Origin of the sequence: Roseateles violae, from assembly GCF_030410485.1 — a bacterium.
GTDB lineage: Bacteria > Pseudomonadota > Gammaproteobacteria > Burkholderiales > Burkholderiaceae_C > Roseateles_D > Roseateles_D violae.
In genome coordinates this window covers 258,307-282,585 of record NZ_JAUHHC010000006.1, presented here as the reverse complement: position 1 = coordinate 282,585, position 24,279 = coordinate 258,307, and the positions used below count along the sequence as shown (strand labels likewise).

General features: G+C 69.0%; 18 protein-coding genes. 8 read left to right on the top strand and 10 right to left on the bottom strand.

Annotation, left to right across the window (positions count from 1 at the left end; translation table 11 throughout):
• Positions 1-63: 63 nt before the first annotated feature.
• Positions 64-1,599 carry a methyl-accepting chemotaxis protein gene (locus QWJ38_RS21850; protein WP_290361252.1) on the bottom strand — a complete coding sequence of 512 codons (1,536 nt, stop codon included), beginning with the start codon at positions 1,597-1,599 and terminating at the stop codon, positions 64-66.
• A gap of 88 nt (positions 1,600-1,687) precedes the next feature.
• The gene (locus QWJ38_RS21845) at positions 1,688-2,596 is read right to left on the bottom strand and encodes a TauD/TfdA dioxygenase family protein (protein ID WP_290361251.1); all 909 of its coding nucleotides are present in this window, start codon (positions 2,594-2,596) and stop codon (positions 1,688-1,690) included.
• Between the two features lie 123 nt (positions 2,597-2,719).
• Here QWJ38_RS21845 and QWJ38_RS21840 point away from each other — a divergent pair, with 123 nt between their 5' ends.
• On the top strand, positions 2,720-3,748 hold the full coding sequence (locus tag QWJ38_RS21840) for an AraC family transcriptional regulator (protein ID WP_290361250.1): 1,029 nt from the start codon (positions 2,720-2,722) through the stop codon (positions 3,746-3,748).
• 7 nt (positions 3,749-3,755) lie between these two features.
• On the opposite strand, the gene QWJ38_RS21835 is transcribed toward QWJ38_RS21840, so the two are convergent.
• The 6 genes from QWJ38_RS21835 to QWJ38_RS21810 all read right to left on the bottom strand — a co-directional run bounded on the left by QWJ38_RS21835 (position 3,756) and on the right by QWJ38_RS21810 (position 10,376).
• A complete protein-coding gene (locus QWJ38_RS21835) occupies positions 3,756-4,385 on the bottom strand; it encodes a DsbA family oxidoreductase (protein WP_290361249.1) in 630 nt (209 codons plus the stop codon).
• A gap of 2 nt (positions 4,386-4,387) precedes the next feature.
• Entirely contained in the window at positions 4,388-5,362 is a 975-nt protein-coding gene (locus QWJ38_RS21830) for a quinone oxidoreductase family protein (protein WP_290361248.1), read from the bottom strand.
• Between the two features lie 34 nt (positions 5,363-5,396).
• Positions 5,397-6,707, bottom strand: a complete 1,311-nt coding sequence (locus QWJ38_RS21825; RefSeq protein ID WP_290361247.1) for an MFS transporter — start codon at positions 6,705-6,707, stop codon at positions 5,397-5,399.
• A 37-nt stretch (positions 6,708-6,744) separates the two neighbouring features.
• The gene (locus tag QWJ38_RS21820; protein WP_290361246.1) at positions 6,745-7,758 is read right to left on the bottom strand and encodes a YeiH family protein; all 1,014 of its coding nucleotides are present in this window, start codon (positions 7,756-7,758) and stop codon (positions 6,745-6,747) included.
• Between the two features lie 8 nt (positions 7,759-7,766).
• On the bottom strand, positions 7,767-9,395 hold the full coding sequence (locus QWJ38_RS21815; RefSeq protein WP_290361245.1) for a 3-(methylthio)propionyl-CoA ligase: 1,629 nt from the start codon (positions 9,393-9,395) through the stop codon (positions 7,767-7,769).
• A gap of 681 nt (positions 9,396-10,076) precedes the next feature.
• Positions 10,077-10,376 (bottom strand): FxDxF family PEP-CTERM protein, encoded by a 300-nt coding sequence (locus QWJ38_RS21810; protein ID WP_290361314.1) that lies wholly within the window; start codon positions 10,374-10,376, stop codon positions 10,077-10,079.
• A 381-nt stretch (positions 10,377-10,757) separates the two neighbouring features.
• On the opposite strand from QWJ38_RS21810, the gene QWJ38_RS21805 reads away from it, so the two are divergent.
• The gene (locus tag QWJ38_RS21805; protein WP_290361244.1) at positions 10,758-11,666 is read left to right on the top strand and encodes a PEP-CTERM sorting domain-containing protein; all 909 of its coding nucleotides are present in this window, start codon (positions 10,758-10,760) and stop codon (positions 11,664-11,666) included.
• Positions 11,667-11,912: 246 nt separating this feature from the next.
• Here QWJ38_RS21805 and QWJ38_RS21800 read toward each other — a convergent pair whose 3' ends face one another.
• The gene (locus QWJ38_RS21800) at positions 11,913-13,808 is read right to left on the bottom strand and encodes a sensor domain-containing diguanylate cyclase (protein ID WP_290361243.1); all 1,896 of its coding nucleotides are present in this window, start codon (positions 13,806-13,808) and stop codon (positions 11,913-11,915) included.
• Between the two features lie 75 nt (positions 13,809-13,883).
• The gene (locus tag QWJ38_RS21795) at positions 13,884-16,763 is read right to left on the bottom strand and encodes an ATP-binding protein (RefSeq protein ID WP_290361242.1); all 2,880 of its coding nucleotides are present in this window, start codon (positions 16,761-16,763) and stop codon (positions 13,884-13,886) included.
• A gap of 91 nt (positions 16,764-16,854) precedes the next feature.
• Here QWJ38_RS21795 and QWJ38_RS21790 point away from each other — a divergent pair, with 91 nt between their 5' ends.
• From QWJ38_RS21790 to QWJ38_RS21765, 6 genes are read left to right on the top strand one after another with little or no spacing between them, the layout of a single operon-like run.
• The gene (locus tag QWJ38_RS21790; protein ID WP_290361241.1) at positions 16,855-17,079 is read left to right on the top strand and encodes a hypothetical protein; all 225 of its coding nucleotides are present in this window, start codon (positions 16,855-16,857) and stop codon (positions 17,077-17,079) included.
• The gene (locus tag QWJ38_RS21785; protein ID WP_290361240.1) at positions 17,076-17,291 is read left to right on the top strand and encodes a hypothetical protein; all 216 of its coding nucleotides are present in this window, start codon (positions 17,076-17,078) and stop codon (positions 17,289-17,291) included. The genes QWJ38_RS21790 and QWJ38_RS21785 overlap by 4 nt, the downstream gene beginning before the upstream one ends.
• Positions 17,288-18,421, top strand: coding sequence for an efflux RND transporter periplasmic adaptor subunit (locus QWJ38_RS21780; RefSeq protein WP_290361239.1), 1,134 nt, complete (start codon positions 17,288-17,290; stop codon positions 18,419-18,421). The genes QWJ38_RS21785 and QWJ38_RS21780 overlap by 4 nt, the downstream gene beginning before the upstream one ends.
• Positions 18,418-21,480, top strand: a complete 3,063-nt coding sequence (locus QWJ38_RS21775) for an efflux RND transporter permease subunit (RefSeq protein ID WP_290361238.1) — start codon at positions 18,418-18,420, stop codon at positions 21,478-21,480. Before QWJ38_RS21780 ends, QWJ38_RS21775 begins: the two co-directional genes overlap by 4 nt.
• 21 nt (positions 21,481-21,501) lie before the next feature.
• A complete protein-coding gene (locus QWJ38_RS21770; RefSeq protein WP_290361237.1) occupies positions 21,502-22,860 on the top strand; it encodes a TolC family outer membrane protein in 1,359 nt (452 codons plus the stop codon).
• Between the two features lie 4 nt (positions 22,861-22,864).
• A complete protein-coding gene (locus tag QWJ38_RS21765) occupies positions 22,865-24,274 on the top strand; it encodes a patatin-like phospholipase family protein (protein WP_290361236.1) in 1,410 nt (469 codons plus the stop codon).
• Positions 24,275-24,279 lie beyond the last annotated feature (5 nt).

Genomic DNA, 24,279 nt, shown 5'->3' with positions numbered 1-24,279 from the left:
TGCCATCGGGCCGAAGCGGGGGGCATCCCCCCGCTTGCGGGCGAAGCGCCGCGCGCGGCGTGCTCAGAGGCGGAAGCGCGCCACCGTCGCGTTCAGCTGCTCGGCCTGCTGGCGCAGGCTTTCGGCCGCGGCGGCGCTCTGCTCGACCAGCGCGCTGTTCTGCTGCGTGACCTGGTCGAGCTGCCCCACCGCCTCGCCGACCTGGGCGATGCCCTGGGTCTGCGATTCGCTGGCGGCGCTGATCGCGTCGATCAGCTCGGTCACGCGCTGCACCTGCAGCACCACGTCGCTGACGGTGCGGCCGGCATCGCCGACCAGCACGCCGCCGCTCTCGACGGTGTCGACGCTGGCGCCGATCAGGGCCTTGATCTCGCGCGCCGCCTCGGCCGAGCGCTGCGCCAGCGCGCGCACCTCGCCGGCGACGACGGCAAAGCCGCGCCCCTGCTCGCCGGCGCGCGCCGCCTCGACGGCCGCGTTCAGCGCGAGGATGTTGGTCTGGAACGCGATCCCGTCGATGGTGCCGATGATGTCGACGATGCGGCGCGAGCTGGCGCTGATCTCGCCCATGGTGCCGACCACGCGTTCCATCAACTCGCCGCCCTGGCGCGCCGCGCCCGAGGCGCCGCCGGCCAGCTGCGCGGCCTGGCGCGCGGTCTCGTTATTGTTCTGCACGGTGCCGGTCAGCTGCTCCATCGCGGCGGCGGTCTGCTGCAGATTGGAGGCGGTCTGCTCGGTGCGCTGGCTCAGGTCGGCATTGCCGGCGGCAATCTGCGCGCTGCCGGTGGCGATGCTCTCGCTGCCATCGCGCACCTGGCGCACCAGCTCGGCCAGCTGCTCGGCCATGCGCTGCATCGCGCGGATCAGCTGGCCGGTCTCGTCGCCGGCGCTGCTGACGGTCTGGTTCAGGCGCAGATCGCCGGAGGCGACCTGCTCGGCCATGCGCACCGCCGCGCGCAGCGGATCGACGATGGAGCGCAGGATGTTGTGGGCCAACGCGCCCAGCACCGCCAGCACTAGCACGGTGATGACGATATTGCGCAGCCTGGCCGCCTCGTAGCCGGCGCGCTCGGCCTCGTCGCGGCGCTCGGCATCGTCGAGCTGCAGGGCGATCAGCCGGTCGATCGCCGCGACGACCGGCCGCACGGCGGCGTCCAGCGGCTGATCGGCCAGATCGCGCAGGGCGACCAGGCGCTCGTTCTGCAGGGCATCGCGCAGCTCGGCCAGTCTCGGCTCGGCCGTCTGCATCGCGGCCTGCACCTGGCCGGCCAGCTGGCGCTCGTCGTCCTGGCTCAGCCCGCCCTCATAGGCCTTCCAGGCCGTGTTGGCGGCCTGGCGCGACTCGTCGAGCTGGCGCAGCGCCTGCGGCACCTCGATCGCACCATTGACCGCCTTGCGCGCCGCGTCGCCGATGCGGTCGGCATAGACATCGGACACCTGCTTGAGCTTGCGCAGCGCGACGATGCGCTCGACGACCAAGCCGTGCATGGCCTCGCTGGACTGGCGCTGGCGCAGCAGATTGGCGATGACGGCCAGCAGCAGCATGCCGGCCATCACCAGGACCAGGATCAGCAGGCGGGTGCGAATGCTCAGGTTCCGCATCGGGCGGCTCCTTGTGGGGGCTGAAGAAAGGGAAAACGGCGGCGGGCTGTATGCCGGCCGCCGCGCCGGGAGGCTGCGCTGCGCGCGCTCAGTAGGTGGCGTCGCCCTTGATGCCGGCGCGCTCCATCTTGCGGTGGCAGGGCGGGTAGTCCATCACCGCGTAATGCTGGGTGCTGCGGTTGTCCCAGAAGGCCATCGAGTTCGGCTTCCAGCGCCAGCGCACCTGGTACTCGGGGATCGCCGCCTGGCTGATCAGATAACGCAGCAGATCGCTGCCGCCATGCGTGTAGTCCTGGCCATAGCGCACGTTCTCGGGCGTGTGGAAGTTCGTGAAGTGGGTCGTGAAGGCATTGACGAACAGCACCTTCTCGCCGGTCTCCGGGTGGATGCGCACGACCGGGTGCTCGGCATCGGGGAACTGCGCATGCAGGCCCAGGCGCTTCTCGACCGGCATCGCCGCGCCGAAGCTGGCCTCGATGCTGTGGCGGGCGCGCAGGCCGGCGATCCGGCTCTTCACGTCCTCGGGCAGCTTCTCGTAGGCCAGCACCATATTGGCCCACATCGTGTCGCCGCCGACCGGCGGGCATTCGACGCAGCGCAGCACGCAGCCGAAGGGCGGCTGCTCGCGCCAGGTCGCGTCGGTGTGCCAGGCGTTCTCGTAGCGGTCGTTCGGCTGCTCGGGCGATTTGTAGATGCGCACCAGACCCGGGTTGTCGGGATCGGAGCCGGCCACCGGATGGTCCTCCAGCTCGCCGAAGTGGCGGGCAAAGGCGACATGCTCGGCGCGCGTGATGTCCTGGTCGCGGAAGAAGAGCACGCGGTGCTTCAGCAGCAGCGCGCGGATCTCGGCCACCAGACCGGGGTCGCGCGAGGCGGCACCGAGGTTCACATTGGAGAGCTCCGCGCCGATGGCGCAAGTCAGCTGCTCGACCCGGATGCTGCGCGTCAGCGCGGCGGCTTGGACAACGGCCGGTGCGCCGTCGATGCTGTGGCTCATCATCATTCCTTTGCCCGCGCAGAACTGCGAGCGTGGCGCAGTATTGGGCGGAGGACCCCGCCGATGCTTGACTTCAGAAGACGCAGACTTATCATTTCGCGCCACTAGCGAGCAGCCCTATTGATGCAAACCCTGATCCGTGCTGCCAGTCTCACCCACTTCGTCGACGTCGCGCGCAGCGTGGGCCTGGACCCCTTGCGCCTGCTGGCCGATGTGGGCCTCGGGCCGGACGTGCTGCGTGAACCCGATCTTCACATCTCGTCCGAGCGCGTCACCGAGCTGCTCGAGCGGGCGGCCGCGCAGTCCGGCTGCGAATCCTTCGGCCTGCGCATGGCCGAGTCGCGCCAGGCCGGCAACCAGCTCGGCAATCTGGGGCCGGTGGGCCTCCTGATCCGCGACCAGCCGACCTTGCGCGACTCGCTGAACGTGCTGCTGCGCTATTACCAGCCGCTGTTCAGCGGCGCGATGTCGCTGGGCATCGAGGAAAGCGCCGGCGTCGTCGTCATCCATGTGGACCTGGTCGTCGGCAAGGTGCAGCCGCTGCGCCAGGCGATCGAGCTGACCGTCGGCGTGATGCTGAGCGTGCTGCGCCAGTTCCTCGGCGCGCGCTGGCAGCCGCGCAGGATCTGTTTCACCCATGTGGCGCCGCAGGACATCGCCACCCATCTGCGCGTGTTCGGCCCCTGCGTCGAGTTCCGCCACGATTTCAACGGCATCGTCTGCGCGCGCCAGGACCTGGACACGCCCAACCCCTCGGCCGACCCGGCGATGGCCCGCTATGCGCAGCAGCTGCTGGAGCTGACCCTGCGCGAGCAGCACGATGCCTCGATGCTCGACGATGTGCGCCGCACCGCCCTGCTGCTGCTGCCCAGCGGCCGTTGCTCGATCGAGCAGGTGGCCCAGCATCTGGGCATCGTCTGCCGCACCGTGCAGCGCCGCCTGTCCGAGCAGGGCACCAGTTTTTCCGACGTGGTCAACGAGTTGCGCGTCGAGCTGGCCGAACGCCATGTGCTGGGCAGCGACCGGCCGCTGACCGAGGTGGCGGCCCTGCTCGGCTTCTCCGCGCCCAGCGGCTTCTCGCGCTGGTACACCGGCCAGTTCGGTCGCAGCCCCTCGCAGGCGCGCGCCGCGGGCCGCAGCGCGAAGGCCTGAGCGAGGCCTAGGCGAAAGCCACCGGCGCCGCGCCGGCCTGCATCAGCAGATCCAGCAGCTGCTCGGCCGGCTGCGCGCCGCTCAGCGCCAGGCGCTGGTCGACGACGAAGAAGGGCACGCCCCGCACCTGGTGCCGCGGCGCGGGCCGAGCCGCGCTGCGCACCACGCCGTGGCTGCGCGCGAGCTGGTCCAGCAGCGACTCGTCGCCCAGGTCCAGGCTGCGCTGGAAATGGGCCTCGAACAGCGCCTCGATCAGGGCGTCGACGGCGAGCGCCTCGCATTGCTCCTGCGCATCGGCGATCAGCGCATGGGCCGCCAGCGTGTTGGGCATGCGCGGGATGCGGCCGAAGTCGAAGCTGAGGCCGGCCGCGCGACCGGCCTGGCGCACCTGCTCCTGGCGTGCGGCAACCGCCGCGGCGCTGCCCAGGCGATGCAGATAGAAGGCCTCGAAAGGCAGGCCGCCGGTCGGGATGTCGGGCAGCAGCGCCTGCGAGCGCCATTGCAGCTCGACGCGCGTGCGCGGCTGCAGGCGCGCGAAGTCGGCCAGTGCCCGCTCGAGCTGGCGCTTGCCGATCAGGCACCAGGGGCAGATCAGGTCGAACCAGACCTCGACGCGGATGGCGGTGGCCGCCGTCATCGTCAAGGCTTCAGCACCGTCGCGCCGACGGTCTGGCGCGACTCGAGCGCGCGATGCGCGTCGGCCGCATCGGCCAGCGAGAACACCTGCTGCGGCTTGCTGACGATCTTGCCGGCCAGCACCAGGTCGAACAGCTCGTCGGCCATCTTCAGCATGTTCGGGCGCGGCAGCGCGTAGTCGACCATGGCCGGGCGCGTGACCCAGATCGAACCCTTGATGGCCAGCTGCATGGTGTCGATCACGACCGGGCCCGAGCTGGTGCCGTTGGAGACCAGGGTGCCGCGCTTTTGCAGGCAGTCCAGCGAGCCGGCCAGGGTGTCCTTGCCGACCGAGTCGTAGACGACCGGCACGCCCTTGCCGCCGGTGATCTCCTTGACGCGCTCGACGAAGTTCTCGGTCTTGTAATTGATCACATGGGTGCAGCCATGGGCCTTGGCGATCTCGGCCTTCTCATCCGAGCCGACCGTGCCGATCATGGTCACGCCCAGCGCGCGCGCCCATTGGCAGGCGATCAGGCCGACGCCACCGGCCGCCGCGTGGTAAAGGATGGTCTCGCCGCCCTTCAGCGGGAAGACCTGGCGGAACAGGTACTGCGCCGTCAGGCCCTTCATGATGATGGTCGAGGCCGTCTCGTCGTCGATGCCGTCGGGGATCTTGATCAGCACCTCGGCCGGCATCACGCGGCGCTCGGAATAGGCGCCCAGCGGGCCGAACATATAGCCGACGCGGTCGCCGACGGCCAGGAAGGACACGTCCGGGCCGACCGCCTCGACGACGCCGACGGCGTCGGATCCCAAACCGTTCGGCAGGGGCGCCGGATAGCGTCCGGTGCGGAAGTAGATGTCGATGAAGTTGACGGCGATGCCGGTGTGGCGCACGCGCACCTGGCCCGGACCGGGCTCGCCGACCTCGACCGTCTCGAACTTCAGGACCTCCGGACCGCCGGTTTCGTAGAAGCGGATTGCCTTGCTGCTCATGGAGTGATGCCTCGTGGTGATGTCAGGATTACGATCAGGCGCTGACGGCCTGCACGCGGATATTGGCGACGGCGCGCAGATCGGACTCGTAGCTGCGCATCGCATAGAGGAAGAAGCCGGCCGCCGCCAGGCCGAACAGCGGCACGACGGCCAGCGCCTGCGACAGGCCCCATTGGTCGGACAGCCAGCCGGTCAGCACCGGGCCGACGGCCAGGCCCAAGAGGTTCTGCGCCAGCGAGAGCACGGCGGCACCGGTCGAGCGCACGGCCGGGTGGATCACGTCGACGACGACGGCCGAGATCGGGCCGACCGTGCAGGTCATCGCGAAGCCGCCCAGCACGATCAGCGCGAACTGCGCGGAGCCCGCCAGCGAACCGGCAAAGGCGAACAGGAAGATCGTCATGCTGACCAGGCACAGCGCGGCCACCGTCAGCAGACGGAAGCGGGCGCGGTTCTTGGACATGCGGTCGACGACCAGGCCCCAGACGAAGCCGCCGATGGCGCCGGCCAGCACGACCAGGGCCGCCTGGCGCGAGGCCTGGTCGGCCGGCACGCCATGGACGCGGTTCAGGAAGCTGGGCAGCCAGGCCCAGATCGAGGAGACGACGATCAGTTGCATCGCCGCGCCCAGGCAGGCCCAGACCAGGGTCTTGGTGCCGGCCAGCGTGGCGGCCGTGCGGCGCAGCAGGGTGCCGACCGAGACATAGGAGCCGCTGGCGCTGGGGTTGACGATCTCCACCGTCTTGTAGTCGCGCACGAACAGGTACAGCAGGGCCATCACCAGGCCGGGGATGCCGACGACGCCGAAGGCCGTCTGCCAGCCCCAGCGCGCCGCAATGGCGCCGCCCAGCAGCACGCCCAGCACCGAGCCCAGGGAGGCGGCGGCGAAGAAGGCACCCAGCAGCGCACCGCGCAGGCGGCGCGGGAACAGGCTGGCGATCAGCGCCGCGCCGACCGAGCCATAGCCGGCCTCGCCGGCGCCGACCAGGGCGCGGGCGGCGAACAGCTGGGCGTAGTTGCGGCTGAACATGCAGGAGATCGTCGCCACGCTCCAGACGGTGGCCATCACGACGATGCTCTTGACTCGGCTGAAGCGGTCGGCCAGCAGGGCCACCGGCAGGCCGCCGATCGCGACCACGACCGAGATCACCGACACCAGGCCGCCGAGCTGCTTGTCGGAGAGGCCCCAGTCGGCCTTCATATAGGGGAACAGCGAGACGATGACCTGACGATCGATGTAATCGAACAGCATCAGGCCGAAGGTCATCGCGAAGGCAAACCAGGCCTGCGAGCGGCTGACCAGATAGTCGTCGCTGCCGCCGGCATCGTCATGGGGCATGTGCATGGGAAGTCTCGGTTCGTTCTTGGTCTTCGATTCTGGATCAGGCCGCGAAGCGCATCAGCAGCAGCACCAGGCCGGCCAGGAAGATCGTCTCGCCCAGCATCAGCGCGACCGGCTTGAAGCCGACCGTCACCAGGTCCTTCAGCTGCGTCTTCATGCCGATGCCGGCGATCGCCGCCACCAGGCACCAGCGCGAGATCTCGCTGCCCAGGCTCTGCACGCTCTTGGGCACCCAGCCGGTGCTGTTGATCAGCACCAGCAGCGCGAAGCCGACCGCGAACCAGGGCAGCAGCGGCGGACGCTCGCCGCCACCGCCATCGCCGCGCGCACGGGTCAGCGCCGCGGCGAACACGATCACCGGCAAGAGCATCGCGACGCGCATCAGCTTGACCAGGGTCGCGACGTCGCCGGTCTCGCGCGACAGGCTGTAGCCGGCGCCGACAACCTGGGCCACGTCGTGGATGGTGCCGCCGAGGAAGATGCCGGCCGCATTCGGCGACAGACCCAGCGCGTTGCAGATCATCGGGTAGGCGATCATCGCAAAGGTCGACAGCGCGCTGACGCCGATCACGGTGAACAGGGTCGCGCGCTCCTTCTGCGGATGCGCCGGCAGCGCCGCCGACAAGGCCAGCGCCGCCGAGGCGCCGCAGATCGCCGTCGCGCCGCCGGTCAGCAGGCCGAAGATGGACTGGAAGCCCAGGAGCTTGGCCACCAGCATCGAGACGGTGATGGTGATGACGACCGAGGCGACGACGATGCCGACCGGCCCCCAGCCGAGCGCGGCGACCTGCGCGATCGTGATGCGCAGGCCCAGCAGCGCGACGCCGATGCGCAGCACCTCGCGGGCGGTGAAGCCGATGCCGGCGGCGCAGGCGCCCTCGCCCGACAGGAAGTTCATCGCCATGCCCAGCAGCAGGGCGAACAGCATCACCGGCGCGCCGTAATGCTCGGACAGAAAGGTCGCGGCCGCGGCGACCACGCCGCAGGCCATGACGCCCGGGAACAGCGCGCGGGTGCGCGCCGGCCAGCGGCCGATCGCCAATGCCGTGCTCATCGCGGGCCTCAGGCCGTCGGCAGTTGGTGGTCGCGGAACTGCTCGCGCAGGCGGTGCTTGAGCATCTTGCCGGTGGCGCCCAGCGGGATCGCCTCGACGAAGACGACGTCGTCCGGCGTCCACCACTTGGCGATCTTGCCTTCGTAGAAGGTCAGCAGCGATTCGCGCGTCAGTTCGGCGCCGGGCTTCTTGACCACGACCAGCAGCGGGCGCTCGTCCCATTTCGGATGCTTGGCGGCGATGCAGGCAGCCATCGCCACGCCGGGATGGGCCATCGCGATGTTCTCGAGGTCGATCGAACCGATCCATTCGCCGCCGCTCTTGATCACGTCCTTGGCGCGGTCGGTGATGTGCATGAAGCCCTCGGCGTCGATGGTGCAGACGTCGCCGGTCGGGAACCAGCCGTCGACCAGCACCTCGCCGCCATCGCCGCGCAGGTACTGGGACACGATCCAGGGGCCGCGCACCAGCAGCTCGCCGCTCGTCTTGCCGTCCCAGGGCAGTTCCTCGCCCTGCTCGCCGACGATCTTCATGTCGACGCCGAACACCGCGCGGCCTTGCTTGGCCTGGATCGCATAGCGCTCGGCCTCGGGCAGCTCGAGCTGGTGGCGCTTGAGCACGCAGGAGGTGCCCAGCGGGCTGATCTCGGTCATGCCCCAGGCATGCAGCACCTCGACCGCGTACTTCTCCTGGAAGGCGCGCATCATCGCGGGCGGGCAGGCCGAGCCGCCGATGATGGTGCGGCGCATCGTCGAGAACTTCAGATTGTTGGCGTCCACATGGCTCAGCAAGCCCTGCCAGACGGTGGGCACGCCGGCCGAGACGGTGACGCCCTCGGTCTCGAACAGCTCGTGCAGGCTCTTGCCGTCAAGACCCGGCCCCGGCAGCACCAGCTTGGCGCCGACCATGCAGGCCGCGTAAGGCAGGCCCCAGGCGTTGACGTGGAACATCGGCACGACCGGCAGGATGGTGTCGCGGCCCGAGCAGTTGAGCGAATCGGGCAGCGCCACCGCATAGGTGTGCAGCAGGGTCGAGCGATGGCTGTAGAGCACGCCCTTCGGATTGCCGGTGGTGCCGCTGGTGTAGCACAGCGAGCTGGCACGGTTCTCGTCGAATTCGGGCCAGTCGTACTGGTCGCTGGCGGCCTCCAGCAGTTCCTCGTAGCAGAGCAGACCGTCGATCTTGCTCGCGGCCGGCATATGGGCGCGGTCGGTCAGCGCGACGAAGCGCTTGATCGTCTTGACCTTGGGCGCGATCGCCTCGATCAGCGGCAGGAAGCTGAGGTCGAAGAACAACACCTCGTCCTCGGCATGGTCGGCGATCCAGGCCATCTGGTCCGGATGCAGGCGCGGGTTCAAGGTGTGCAGCACATGGCCGGCGCCGGAGACACCGTAGTAGAGCTCCAGATGGCGGTAGCCGTTCCAGGCCAGGGTGCCGACGCGGGCGCCCTCGGAGAGGCCCATCGCGCCCAGCATATTGGCGACGCGGCGTGCCCGCGCAGCCATCGCGCGGAAGCTGTAGCGATGGATGTCGCCCTCGACGCGGCGCGACACGATCTGCTGCTCGCCATGGTGGCGCTCGGCGTGCACAAGCAGGGAGGAAACCAGCAGCGATCGCTGCATCATCAGGCCATTCATCGTCGTCGTCTCCGGGAGGCTCGTTGGATGGCACGCATTCTTCGAGCAGCGGCAAAAGTCTGATTGCCTGGGCACGACAGCGGCTTACCAATTGGCGCCAGCTTCCCTAGGGATATCGAGAGCCCGTCGACAAATGGGCTGGGGCGCCGCTGGCCAAGCGCATCGGGCGAGCCGAAATGGAGACGGCAATGAAAAACGGGTTGGCAGCTTTCGCTACCAACCCGTTGCCTCTCTTCTTGTTGTTTGGTCGGGACGGCGGGTTTCGAACTCGCGCCCCCCTTCACCCCGTCTATGTACAGTGCCAAGTGCATGGACTTGGCAGGTCAATGGATGATAAGTAAGTTCAATAAAATCAATCACTTATAGTCACATTGAACCAACGGTCCGGCCGGGACTCTGCCTCGCTTCAGGCATCGTCGGGAAGGCGAGTGCGGTGCCGGTGGAGCTGGCCGTGGAGAAGGTGCCGATGCGGCTGAATTTAGCAACGCGCAGCAAGGGGTTGGACCGCTCGCCGGTACACGAAGCATAAGCACTCCGACGCATGGTGCCGAGTTAACCGGGCCGAAGTTCGTATGGTACATTGCGCGGGCCGGGTGGAAGCCGCTCCAGGCGTCGGTAGCACTACTTGCCCTTGACTTCCGGCGCTCGCAGCCCCTCGACAGAACCTCCGTTGGAACGGCTTCAGCTGCGGCGGCGCCGCAGCAGGAAGCCGATCACAACAAGCCCGGCGATCATCAGCGCGTAGCTCGTCGGTTCAGGCACGACCGGAACTTGCGCGCTGATTGCGCCGTTGTAGATGCCGCCCGTCGTACCGTTGGCGATGCCGGTCACATTCAAATAGTAGTTCCCGGCCGGGTCGGGCGGGCCCGGACGAAGGATTACGGCATGCCAAGCTCCGGCTCTTTCTACGGCCGGTACTGCTGCGCCTGGCGATCCGCGAACGCTTCGACCTGTCGTCCATGACGCGCGCCTTTTTGCCATCGAAGGCCAGCTGACCTGTTCCACGCGGTGGACGGCGTTGCAGCGCCTGTTGAGCACGTCGGCACCAGCCTACAGGCATCCGCTTGCCGGTGCCAAACTTTGGATGGCGATCTTCTGAGTCACCGGCGGCGCAGCATGATGGGTTGAGCTGCCCGGAAGCTGCCGTTCGCCTACTACTGGTGATGGCCGAAAGGGCCGCGCCCGCTCAACGGAGGTCGTCAACACATCGACGACATCCTGTTCGACGGCGACGACAACGTCGACGGCTTCCAGCGCGCGATCGTTTTCGACCGCGGCTGAGGTCCCCTGCGCTCGGTTCTTGCCGCACCCACTGAATCGGCCTAACCTCACCGAATCACCGCTCGAGGCGAGGAGGGGCAGATGCGAAACATGCGTCCACTGAACCAGCCCTATGCCGCCGTGCGCCGCTGGCCGGTGCGGCTGGGTGCTGCTGTCGCGGCCATCCTGCTCTCCGGCACCAGCCAACAGGCGGCGGCGGATCTTCCGGACACACTCGGGCCGGCGCACATCTACGGCGAACTGGCCTTCAACTTCCCGCCCAAACTCGAAGCGACGATCGGCGAATGGGTGCTCATCTCGCCGGAAGGCCACAGCAAGCTGCGTCTCGACTCCGCGATTCTTCCGAGCCCGTACCTGGAGGCTTCGGCCGTGATCGCCCACGAGCCCTATACCGGGCGCGTCGTGGCAACAGCCGACTACGAGTTCATGGTCGTCGGTCCCGAGGCTAGCCCTCCGGTGCGGGTCGATATGACCGTAGCCGGTAGGGTCGTCGCGGACGCGGACATCCGGGGGGCCTTCTCGTTGAAGTCGACCTGGGCGCTGGATAGCTCGCTTGGCGGGCGGCTCCTTTCCGGCGGCATCGAGACCCCGACCTTGCAATCCCACTACAACGATGAGTATCACGAGACCGCCCACCTCGCCATAACCCCCAACAGTCGGATCAAGGTGAGCATGTTCGTCGACGTCTTCATTGCGGCCGGCGGTGGCCCCGGTGGCTCGGCCTATGCTCTCGTCGACCCCGTGTTCGCTTTCGGTCCCGGGGTCGGGCCCGAGTACTCGTTCGCCTTCAGCCCGGGGGTCGGAAACCTGCCGCTGGTTCCGGAGCCGCATTCCTTCATCCTCATGAGCGCCGGCCTGCTCGTGCTGGGATGGCGCATACGGCGCGCCTCGTTCGCGCCTCAGCGCGCAGTGGCCACGGCAAGCGATGCCGGGCCTTGCCAGTCGCCTCAAGCCTATGCTCAGTGGGCTGGCGCCAAGCTGCCGTTGTGAAGACCCGCTGATGGCCGATTCCAGCCGGCGCATCCGACCCGCTGCGGTCCATCACCTCGCCGATATTGCCATCGACAAGCGGTCGGTCAAAGCTCGGTTTTGCGGACACGGCGCATAGGTGGGCGCAGGGCCGCTTGAATGCAAGGTTCGACATCGACACGACTAGACACCCGCGACGGCTTCGGCGAGCTTCCGAGCGCTGCAGCATGGGTCGACGCCGTTCTGCCGCACCTCGCTGGCGCAACGCTAGCCCGCCGCCACGCGCACCGCATTGCGCCCCGCGTGCTTGGCGGCATAACACGCTTGATCGGCCGCATCCAAGACTTCCGCCAGCGAGCGGTGCTGCGCCGCAATCGCGACGACCCCGATGCTGGCCGTGACGCGCAGTGCCGGCTGGCTGGCACAGACGCCATCGCGCTCGATCTGGCCGCGCATCCTTTCGGCGATCTGCAGCGCATGATCCACCGGGCAGCCCACCAGCAGCACGGCAAACTCGTCGCCGCCCAGGCGTGCGACCGTATCTCCGGTCCGCACATGGGCTTGCAAGGCCTTGGCGACAGATTTGAGAATCGCGTCGCCAGCGGCATGACCGGCGCCATCGTTGACCTGCTTGAAGTGATCCAGGTCGATGAACAATGCGCAGTCGGCGTCGCGACGGCGGCGGTCGCCGACCACTTCGGCCAGTCGGGTCTCGAATTCACGGCGGTTGACCAGTTCCGTCAGCGGGTCGCGGGTGGCACTCCATGTCAAGGCCTCGCGCTGCCGGCGGGAGGCGGTCGCATCGGAGACGATCCATATTCTTCGACTTGGATTGCCCTGGACCGCTGCGCCGTGCACATGTGCCCACAGGCTCGAGCCATCCCGGCGGAGCAGCGGAACCTCCGCTTCGAAGCTGCGGCCCTCGCGGAAGGCTGTCTCGCCCCTTTCGTGCAATTCTTCCCGAGGTGCTTCTTCGGTCAACAAAGTGGCCCAGGGGCGGTCCAGTTCGCCAGGGCCGTAGCCCAGCAGATGTTCCAACTGCTTGCTGGCGAGTTCGATGCGGCCCTCGCTCGTGAAGGCAATGCCCACGGGCGCATGTGCCAGCATGGCCTCCATCTGCTGCAGCGTCTGCTGCATCGCCGCCCGGCTGCCCGCCAGCTGTTCGCCGACATGCTTCAGCACACGAGAGAGTTCACCGACCTCGCCGCCCGCTTCCGGCCAGCCCAGTTGAGGCGGATAAGCGGGCTCAAGGGCAAGCAAGGCGCGCCGCCTGAGCACACCCATCGGCCTCAGCAGCCAGGCCGTCAGGCCGAAGATGGCCAGTGCGCCTGCAGCAGCGACGCCGGCGGCGAGCATGATGGTCCGGTTCATCGCGCGACGGGCAGCGCCGAACACCGCCTCGCCATCCGCGACGCGGAAGACCATCCAATCCGTGCCCGGCACGGCGGCCATGGCCGCAAACTGCTTGCCGAATCGACCGGCCCAGGGTGCAGCTTCGAGCGGGCTTCCCATTGCACGCCACCGGAGCGCAAGCGGGCGCAGATCCGGATCCTCCTCGATCAGGGACAGCAGGCGGGTCTCATCCGCATGCGCGAGCACGTAGCCCCGCTGGTCCGCGACGATGGTCTGAAGGTGGGCGTCGTCGAGCAGCGCCGCATGCGGCAGCTTGGAGAGGAAATTGATCGTGTCCAGGCGCAGCACTCCGGCCAGCAACAGGCCCGCTTCATCGGACGCCAGCGGCATGACGATGGCCAGATCGAGCTTGTCAACGCCGGTCAGGCCGCGCAGCGGCGGCGACACATGGTTGCCCAGGGAGCGTCCGGGCGGCGCGAGCTCGGCTTGGCGGCCAACCGTCAGGCGATTGAACAGTGCAGCCAGGGCCGACTGCTGCGCAAGAAAAGTCTCGATCGCCGTGCGGCTCGCGTGCTGCCCGCGCGGCCACTGTCCGGCGGCCGCGGCCAGGGCGCGCTGACGCTCCGTCACGCTGGCCGACAGGACGGCGGCCAACTGGGCGACACCCAGATTGGTATCGGTGATCGCTTCCTCGGTGCGCCGCTCCACCTCGTGGACAGCGATCAGCACGGTGCCTGCGACGCTTGCGGCGATCAGAAGCGCGCTGGCCAGCGCAAGTCTCAGTTTTAAGGATCCCAGCAATCTCGACATCTCTAGGCCGCGGCCGATGAATCGGCCAAATCGACGGGGCATTCTGCCCCGACTCAATGCGGCTGCAAGCCCTAGTCACGCGCTTGCGCGTGTGGAACCCGCACGGATCGCGGCAATGATGGGACTGGGATCGTCCCGGTAAAGCTCCAGCAACTGCCTCTGTCGCTGTGCATCTGCCCCATCGAACCCACCGGCTTGCGCGACCGCCAGCGCCTGCAGCTCGAACAGCGTGGCGCCCTGCGCTTTTGCCGTGATGAGCGCCTGCCGCAAGGAGGCACCGGCTTGCTCCGTTGCTCCGCGCGCCAGCTCCATCTCGGCGCGCATCAGCAGCATCGGCGCGACCAGCATCGTCTCGCCCAGTTCGGCCGCCAGCGCCAGCCCGGCCTCGATGGACGCGGCGGCATCGGCCTCCCGGCCGGCCAGGCGGCAGGCCATCGCAAAGTGGTAGTGGAAGCCGCACAGACCGGTGCGCAGGCCCAGCTGCTGCGCGGCCTCGGCGGCAGCGCGCATCTCGGCCAGGCCCTCGTCCGCATGCTCGTAGGCCACCAGCGCATGGCCATGCAGCCAGCCAAAGCCGCTGCGCTTCTCCGGCAGCGCGTGATCGTCGACGAGGCCGTAGATGCGCTCGGTGAAGCGGTGCACGACATCGAATTCGCCGGCCAGCGCATGCAGGATGGCCGCGGCGTAGAGCGCCGTCACCTCGCTGAGCGGATTGCGGCTGGCCGCCGCCAGGGTCACCGCCCGCTCGGCCAGTTGGCGTGCGCGCCGCGGCTCACCGGCGATCCAGCAGACCAGGGCCAGGCCTTCCGCCGCCTCGACCCCCGGGTCCAGCACGAAGCTGGTCGGCGGCGGCTCGTCGTCGGACAGCCTGTCATGGACGTCCACCGCCTCACCTAGGCTGAGCCGGGCGGCCGCGAACTCGCCGCTCAGCATCTGGACCATGCCGCTCGCGTTCAGGCCGGCCAGGCGCAGGGCCGGACCGCCACGCCGCGCGGCCAGCTCCTGCATCTGCGCAGCCAGCGCACGCGCGCGCTCGATCTCGGCGCGCGAGTAGGCGACCCACCAGGCCCCCTGCAGCGCGCGCTGCCAGGCCGGGCTGTCCACTGCGTCGAGCGCGAGCGCCCGCTCGAAGGCGGACACCACCTGCGGGGCCGTGATGACCTCGAGCCGGGTCAGCGCCACCGCCTCGGCGACCCGCAGCTCGAGCTCCAAGCTCGGGGCCAGGCGGCCCTGCGCCAGCGCCAGCGCGTGGCGCGCCGCCTGCAGCGCGTCGCTGGGCGCACCACAGGCCAAGGCGCGCGCGGCGACGATGGCCAGCTGCGCGGCCGCTTCCAGCGGCATATCGCCGCGCTCGAAATGCAGGGCCAGTTCGGCGGCCACCTCGGGCAGCGTGGCGGCATGCGTGTCGGCGACCACCGCCGCCCATTGGCGATGCCATTGCAGGCGCTGCAGCGCCACCAGGCGCTCGTAGAGGACCTCGCGGTAGATCGCGTGGGTGAAGCGGTAACGCGCCGCCAGGCGGCCATCGTCCAATGAGGCCGTGCCATGTGCCTGCAACCAGGGCAGGCGGGTGGCGGCATCCTCCAGCCGTGCATGCAGCGCCTCGGCGTCAAGGCCGAGCAGGGTGGCGAGCGCCAGATGCGTGAACTCAAGACCGCCGACGCTGGCGGCTCCCAGCGCGCGCTGCTGCTCGGGCGCCAGGCGGTTGAGCTGGGTTTCGATGACGGCGGCGATGCTGCGCGGCACCGCCTGCTGCGCATCGGCGATCTGCCACCGGCCGGCTCCTCCGAGGGCCCCAGCGGCGATCAACTCGTCCACGACCGCGGCGACGAACAGTGGCAGCCCCGAGGTCTGGGCATGCAGCTGGCGGATGAACTCCTCCGGCGCCGGCTGGCCGACGCGTGCCGCGACGTAATCGCCGAGCTCCGCTTCGGACAGGTACTCGAGCTCGATGTCCTGGCACAAGCGGCGCAGGCGCAGTTCCTGGCGCAGCGCGGCCAGCGGGTGGTCCTTGAAGATCAGCTCGGTTGGCCGGATGGTGCCCAGCACCATCAGCGCGCCGGCGCCGCGCCGGCGCGCCAGATAGTCGAGCAGTTGGACCGTCGCGTGGTCGCTCCAGTGCAGGTCCTCGAGCACCAGCAGCAGCGGCCGCGCGGCGCTCAGCCGGTCGACCAGCTCGCCGAACTCGCGCAGCATCCGGTCCTGCGTGGCACCGGCGCTCTCGCGCTGCAGTTCGCGGCGGTCGGCGTCGCTGACGAACCAGGGCAGTTGCAGCAGCCAGCTTGGCGCGACGCTGCGCATCAAGGCAAGCGCACTGCCGCCCCCCTCATCCTCCCGGCAGAGGTTGTTGAGCGCCTCCAGCACCGGCATATAGGGCTCGGCCTCGCCGTAATGCTCGATGCAATGGCCGTAGGCCACGGCCAGCTCGGCGCGCTGGACCAGCCGTTCGACCAGGGTGCTCTTGCCGATGCCGGCCTCGCCAACCAGGAAGACGATCTGCCGCCGGCCGCTGCAAGCCGCAGCGGCGGCCTGGTGCAGGCGCAGCAGCACGCCGTCGCGCCCCACGATCGGGTGTCCCGTGGTGTCGCTTGCCAAGTCCGGTGGTGGCAGCGGCGACGCCGACGCCGGCGCGGCGCTGACCGGTGCAATGAAGCGATAGCCCCGGCGCGACACGGTCTCGATATAAACCGACTCGCGCGCGTCGTCACCCAGCGCATGGCGCAGTTGGCTGACGATGTTCTTGAGGGCGGCCTCGTTGATATGCCGATGCCCCCAGACCGCGTCGAGCAGCGCGTCCTTGGAAACCAGCTGGCCGGCGCGCCGCAGCAGCTCGCAAAGCACCTGAAAGGCCCGGGGCGCCAATTCGACCGGATGGCCCCGTTTTTGCAGCCGCGCCTCGGCCTCGTCGACCACGAATTCGCCGAAGCTGGCATGGACCTGCTGCTGGTTTTCCATTGCCCTCAAGTCTAGCCGGCGTGGCAGCAAGGTACGGATCCGAGACCGATCCGAGACGACTTGCCGGCGGCCCGCTTCGACACTGCCGGGCATGACACTGAACCCGCATCCGACCTATCCCGCGGCCGGCCACTACGTGTTGCGGCTGCACCAGGACGCGCTCCATGGAGCTCAGCGACTGGCCGGCCGCATCCAGCATGTCTCCAGTGGCGACAGCGCGGACTTCGCCAGCGGCGCAGACCTGCTGGCCTGGCTCGCCGGCCACGCGGCAGGGCGCCGGCCCGGCCCGGATGCGCAAGACCCGGGAGCGCCATGAAGACCTTCGTCACGGCCGTCTGCGCCGTTGCCGCCTCCTTTGTGCTGTCCTGGTTCGGCGAGATCTACAGCCATCCGGTCCCCCATCTGGCCCTGCCGTCGGGGGCGGACTGCGCGGCGCTGAGCCGCAGCGGACCACGGTCTCAGCCGCCCTGCAGGCGCCAGACCCCGAACGACACCACTTCCTCAAGTCATCCAGGAGAACATCAATGAAGATCCCCCGGGCTCTTGCCCCCTTGGCGGCCGCCCTGCTGCTGGGCGCCTGCCAACGCCATGAACCCAAAGCGTTCGAGGAGGTGCGCCCGGTGCGCACCGTCGTCGCCGGGCGCAGCGAAGGCTCGGTCGGCGTCGGCTACTCGGGCGAGATCGTCGCCCGCCATGAAAGCCAGCTGGGCTTTCGCACACCCGGCAAGGTCGCGGTGCGCCTGGTCGACGTGGGCAGCGTCGTCAGGCGCGGCCAGCCGCTGATGCGACTGAGCCCCGAGCAGGAGGCGCTGCAATTGAGCGCCGCCGGCGCCGATGTCGACGCCGCGAAGAGCCGGGCCGCCCAGGCCCGTGTCGATCTGCAGCGCACCGAAGCGCTGCTGAGCCGCCAGTTCGCCTCGCGTGCCGAACTCGACCAGCACCGCCTGGCGCTGGAGCAGGCCGAGGCGCAGCTGCGCGCGGCTGCCGCCCGGCGCGATGCGACGGCCAACCAGCAGGGCTATACCGTGCTGAGCGCCGACCGTGACGGGGTCGTGACCGCCATCATGGCGGAAGCCGGCCAGGTCGTCGCGGCCGGCCAGCCGGTCGTGACGGTCGCCGCCGAGGGCGAGCGCGAGGTGGCGATCAGCATTCCGGAATCGAGGGTCGACGAGCTGCGGCAGGCACGCTCCGTGCGCGTGTCGGTGTGGGCGCATCCGGGCCGCAGCTGGGACGGCGCGCTGCGCGAGCTGGCGCCCGCCAGCGACAACCTCACCCGCACCTACTCGGCACGCATCGCGATCCGCAATCCAGATCCGTCCGTGCTGCGCCTGGGCATGACGGCCTCGGTCCAGGTGCCGGATGCCGAGGGGCGCAGCGTGATCCGTCTGCCGCTGACGGCCATCGTCGACAAGCCCGGGCTGCGCCAGGTCTGGGTCGTCGACCCCAAGACCTCGCGCGTCGCGCTGCGCAGGGTCACGCTGGGCACCGCCCAGGACGACCGGGTCCAGGTGCTCGGCGGCCTGGCGGACGGTGAGACCGTGGTCAGCGCCGGCGTGCACATGCTGCAGGCCGGCCAGCGCGTGAAGCTGCCGCCCGCCACCACGGCGGATACCGCCGCGCCGCGCAGCGCGGCGGGCAGTGCGGGGGCCGCGACATGAAGGGCATCAATCTCTCCGAATGGGCGCTCAAGCATCAGCAGATGATCGCCTTCCTGCTGATGCTGCTGACCGTGGCCGGCCTGCTGGCCTATGGCAGCCTGGGTCAGAAGGAAGACCCGGAGTTCACGATCAAGACCATGGTCGTGCAGGCCTTCTGGCCCGGCAGCTCCTCGCAGCAGATGGCCGAGCAGGTCACCGACAAGCTCGAGAAGAAGCTGCAGGAAATCGCCGAGATCGACTACACGGCCACCTATGTGCGCCCAGGCGAAACGCTGATCAAGGTGAACCTGCGCGATGCGGTCTCGCCCAGGGAGGTGCCCGATGTCTGGTACCAGGTGCGCAAGAAGATCGGCGACATGCGCCACACGCTGCCGCGCGAGGTGCAGGGCCCCTTCTTCAACGACGAGTTCGGCGACACCTTCGGCAATCTCTACGCGCTCACCGGCGACGGCTTCAGCAACGCGGAGCTGCGCGAGTTCGCCGACGCGGCCCGCAATGAATTCCTGCGCGTGGGCGACGTCAACAAGGTCGACCTGGTCGGCAAGCAGGACGAGAAGATCTATGTGGAGATCTCCAACGCCAAGCTCGCCTCGCTGGGCATCGACCCCGCGCTGATCGCCGCGACGCTGGCCCAGACCAACGCGGTCGCGCCCGCCGGCACCGTGCAGACCGCGGGCGAGCAGGTGCGGCTGACGGTCAGCGGCGAATTCGACTCGGTCGATGGCATCCGCAACATCGGCATCCGCGCCGGCCAGCGCACGTTCCGGCTCGGTGACATCGCCAACGTCCGGCGTGGCTTCATCGACCCGGCCCAGATCAAGATGCGCTTCAACGGCGCCGAGTCCGTGGGCTTGGCCGTCAGCATGCGCAAGGGCGGCGACGTCATCCACCTGGGTGAGCAGCTCAACGCCACGGTCAAGCGCGTGCAGGCCAGCCTGCCGGTGGGCGTGCAGATCCATGCGGTCAGCGATCAGCCGCGCGTGGTCGAGGAATCGGTGCACGAGTTCAAGAAGAGCCTGGCCGAGGCCGTTGTCATCGTGCTGGCGGTCAGCTTTCTATCGCTGGGCATGCGCGCCGGCCTGGTGGTCGCGCTGTCGATCCCGCTGGTGCTGGCGCTGACCTTTCTCTCGATGTATCTGCTGGGCATCGATCTGCAGCGCATCTCGCTGGGGGCGCTGATCATCGCACTGGGCCTGCTGGTGGACGACGCAATCATCGCGGTCGAGATGATGCAGCTCAAGCTCGAGCAGGGCTGGGACAAGTTCCGCGCCGCGACCTTCGCCTACACCGCCACCGCCTTTCCGATGCTGACGGGTACGCTGATCACGGCGGCCGGCTTCCTGCCGGTCGGCTTTGCCAAGTCGGGAACTGGCGAGTATGTCTATTCGCTGTTCCAGGTGGTCGGCATCTCGCTGGTGCTGTCCTGGCTGGTCGCCGTCATCTTCACGCCCTACCTCGGCTTCAAGCTGTTGAAGGAGCACAAGGATGCGCACCACGACGAGGACGCGGTCTACCAGAAGGGCTTCTACCTCCGCTTCCGCCGCTTCGTCGACTTCTGCCTACAGCGTCGCGGCTGGGTCATCGCCATCACGCTGGCCGCCTTCGTCGGCTCGATCGCGCTGTTCAAGCTGGTGCCACAGCAGTTCTTCCCGGCGTCCGACCGGCCCGAGCTGATGGTCAATCTGTGGATGCCGCAGGCCTCCACCTTCGAGGCCAGCGAGCGCGAGGTGCAGCGCCTGGAGGCCGCCCTCAAGGACGACAAGGATGTGGAGGCCGTGACCAGCTACGTCGGCAACGGCAGCCCGCGCTTCTATCTGCCGCTGGACGCGCAGACGCCCAATCTGAACCTGGGCGAGATCATGGTCATGACCAAGGGCGGCGAGGCGCGCGAACGCGTGCTGGCCAAGATCCAGGGCCTGTTCGATCACGACCTGCCGAATGTGCGCGGCCGCGTCAACCGGCTGGAGAACGGTCCGCCGGTCGGCTATCCGGTGCAGTTCCGCGTCTACGGCAAGGACCTCGACCAGGTCGCCGAGATCGGCGCCCGCGTCGGGACCCTCATGCGCAGCAACCCCCATGTGCGCCAGGTCAACCAGGACTGGGGCGAGCGCATCAAGCGCGTGCGCATCGATGTCGACCAGGACAAGGCCCGGGCGCTGGGCGTCAGTTCGCACCAGATCAAGGCCGCCCTGGAAGCGTCGATCTCCGGCTCGCCCATTACCCAGTATCGCGAGGGTGACCAAACCGTCGACGTGGTCGCGCGCCTGGTGCAGACCGAGCGCAGCAACCTGGACAACCTGAAGGACGCCAAGATCTACCTGCGCGAGGGCAAGTTCGTGCCGGTGTCGCAGCTGGCACGACTGACCCTGGACAGCGAGGACAGCCAGCTGTGGCGTCGCAACCGCATACCCACGCTGACCGTGCGCGCCGACATCACCGGCGCGGAGGCGCCCGATGTGACCATGGCGCTGATGCCCAAGATCGAGGCGCTGGCCAAGGAATTGCCGCTGGGCTATGGCGTGGACGTCGGCGGGGCTCTCGAGTCGAGCCTGAAGGCACAGAAGTCGATCAACGCGGTGATGCCGGCGACCCTCATCGCGGTGCTCGTGCTGCTGATGATCCAGCTGCAGGACATGAAGAAGATGCTGCTGGTGCTGCTGACCGCGCCGCTGGGGCTGATCGGCGTCAGCGCCATCCTGGCGGCCTTCCGGATCCCGTTCGGCTTCGTCGCCATGCTGGGGGTGATCGCGCTGGCCGGCATGATCATCCGCAACTCGGTGATCCTGGTCGTGCAGATCGACCAGGACCTGGCCGCGGGGGCGCCGATGTGGACCGCCATCGTCGAATCGGCCGTGCGGCGCCTGCGCCCCATCGTGCTGACCGCGCTGGCCGCCATCCTGGCGATGGTGCCGCTGACGCGCTCGGTGTTCTGGGGCCCGATGGCCTGGGCCATCATGGGCGGGCTTGCCATTGCCACGCTGCTGACCCTGATCTTCCTGCCGGCCCTTTACGCCACCTTCTACCGGGCCAAGCGGCCTTCCATCCCCGACGCCGCCTAGGCGACGAAAGCACTGGCAACCATGAAACGGATTTACAAGACCGCCCGCTGGGCGGTGCTCACCACGCTGGTCCTGCAGACCTGCGCCGCCCAGGCCCTCGACCTCGTCGGTGCCTACGAGCAGGCCCTGCGCCACGACCCCGCCAAGCTGGCCGCCAATGAGGCGCTGGCGGCCGGCCGCGAAAAGGCGGTGCAGGGCGACTCGCTCCTCAAGCCGCGCGTCGGCCTGCAGGCCGGCTACGGCCGGCTCGACAACCACAGTTCCGGCGCTGTGCCGCCGGCCCTGTCGGCCGTGTTGCCGGAGCACAGCTCGGGCACGGTGAGACAGGCCGTCATCCAGTTGTCGCAGCCGATCTACGACGCCACGGCCCGGGCCGAGAAGCGGCAGCTGCAGCAGCAGGCCCGGCTCGCCGAGACCGAGTTCGACCAGGCCCAGCAGACGCTGGCCCAGCGCGTGGCCGAAGCCTATTTCGGCGTGCTGCAGGCGCAGGAGAACCTGCGCGTCACGCTGGCCGAGAAAGCGGCCATCGCGATGCAGCGTGAGCGCGCGCAGGCGCGCTTCGATGTCGGCCGCGGCAAGGCCACCGATCTGCAGGAGGCCCGCGCCCGCTACGATCAGATTCTCAGCAAGGAGATCAATGCGCGCAGCCTGCTGGAGCTGCGGCGCGCGCAGTTCGAGGAGACCACCGGCGCCGCGGCCGATGGCGTGGCCGCCCTCGCGCCTGGCCAGGCGCCGACCCCGCCCGAGCCCGACAACCTGCTGGCCTGGCAGCTGAAGGGCGAGGACCAGAGCACGGCGGTGCGGGTCCGGCGCTCGCAGCTGGAGATCGCCATCGCGGAGATCGAGAAGCACAAGATGTCCGGGCGCCCGAGCCTGAGCCTGGTCGCCAGCTATGCGGCCCGGGGCCAGAACGGCGGCCTGTCGCCGCTGGTGGCCGCCAGCAACGACCGCAATGCCTACGCCGGACTGCAGTTCAACCTGCCCCTGTACGCCGGCGGTGCGCTGGACTCGCGCGAGCGCGAAGCGCAGTCGCGCCGGCGCGAGGCCGAGCAGGAGCTGGCCGCCGCCAAGCGCGATGTGCGCCTGCAGGTGCAGGACGCCTATCTGAGCGTGCGCACGGGGGTGCCGCGGATTGCGGCCGCCGAGCAGTCGCTGCTCTCGGCGCGCACCGCGCTGGAGGCGACGACGCTGGGCCGCGATGTCGGCACCCGCACCGAGCTCGATGTGCTGGACGTGCAGCAGCGCGCCTTCGCGGCCGAGTTCGAACTGGTGCAGGCGCGGCTGGACTATCTGCTGGGGCGGGTGCGCCTGGCGGCGGCGGCCGGTGAACTCGGCGAACAGCAGCTGCGCGAACTGAACAGTTGGCTGGCCAAGCCTTGACATCATGAAGAGAAGCCTGCTGCACCGGTGGCTGCCCCTCGCCACCGCCATCGTGCTGACCGCCTGCTCGACGGCGCGCCCCTGGATCAACAAGCCAATCACGGCGGCGGCCGCCGCTGCGGCACTGCCCATCTCGCCGGCGGCGACTGCAGCCTCGCCGTCTATCGTTGCGGCGATCACCTTGTCCGGCGGCGGCGCGCGTGCCGCGGCCTTCGGCCTGGGCGTGCTGGAGGAACTGAAGGCGACCCGCTTCGAATGGGAGGGCCGCAAGACCAGTCTGCTCGACGAGGTCGGGCTGATCAGCGGCGTCTCCGGCGGCAGCGTGCTGGCGACTTATTACGCGGCCTTCGGCGACGAGGTGTTCTCGCGCTTTCACGAGGACTTTCTGCAGGCCGACTTCCAGACCGGCCTGATCCTGGACGCGCTGTCGCCACCGACGCTGTACCGGCTCGGCTCGCCCTGGTGGGGTCGCAGCAATGCCTTCAACCGGCGCCTGGACCCGGTGTTCCGCGGCATGACCTTCGGTGAATTGCGCGCCCAACGCGCGCGGCCCCAGTTGCTGGTCACCGCCACCGACCTCACCACCGGCGGCCCCTTCGAATTCACGCCGGAGCAGTTCGGCCTGATCTGCTCGGAGCTGGACAGCGTGCCCCTGTCCTTCGCGGTGGCGGCATCGTCTTCGGTGCCGCTGCTGCTGAGCCCGATGACGCTGCGCAACTACGCCGACCGTTGCGCCGAAGCAGCGCCCTCCGCCGCGGCCGATCCAGCCGGGCGCAATCTATCGGCACGCCTGCTCGACCTCGTCGCCGACAGTTACCGGAATTCGCAGGAGCGGCCCTATATCCATCTCGTCGATGGCGGCGTTGTGGACAACCTCGGCGTCCGCGGCCTGCTGGAGCGCACGCTCGCGGGCGGCACTTTCGAGGCCAGCTTCAAGGGCCTGCAGCCGGGGTCAGTTCACCAGATCGTGCTGATCAGCGTCAACTCCGAGCGCGACACCGCCGAGCGGATCGACGGCAGCGATCGCGTGCCCGGCCATCTGCAGGTGCTGGATGCGCTGGTCTTCGGCGCGGGCTCGCGCCTGAGCAAGGAAACGACGATGATGATCGACGACGTGGCCCAGCGCATGAACGAGGCGCTGCGGTTCGAGCGGGGACGTCCCGGCAGCCCCTTCGCGGCCGACGCCGAGATCCATGTGATCAATGTCGGCCTGCGCCAGCTGAAGGACCCCGAGATGCGCCGCAACCTGATGCAGGTGCCGACCGCGCTGACGATCCTGCCCATCCAGGTCGAGCAGTTGCAGCGGGCCGGCCGCGAGGTGCTGCGCGAGTCGCCGGCCTTCCAGCGCTTGCGGCGCAGCCTGGGCGCCGATCCGCAGTCGTTGACCGCCGCCGCGGCGGACCCGACCCGCTGAGGCGG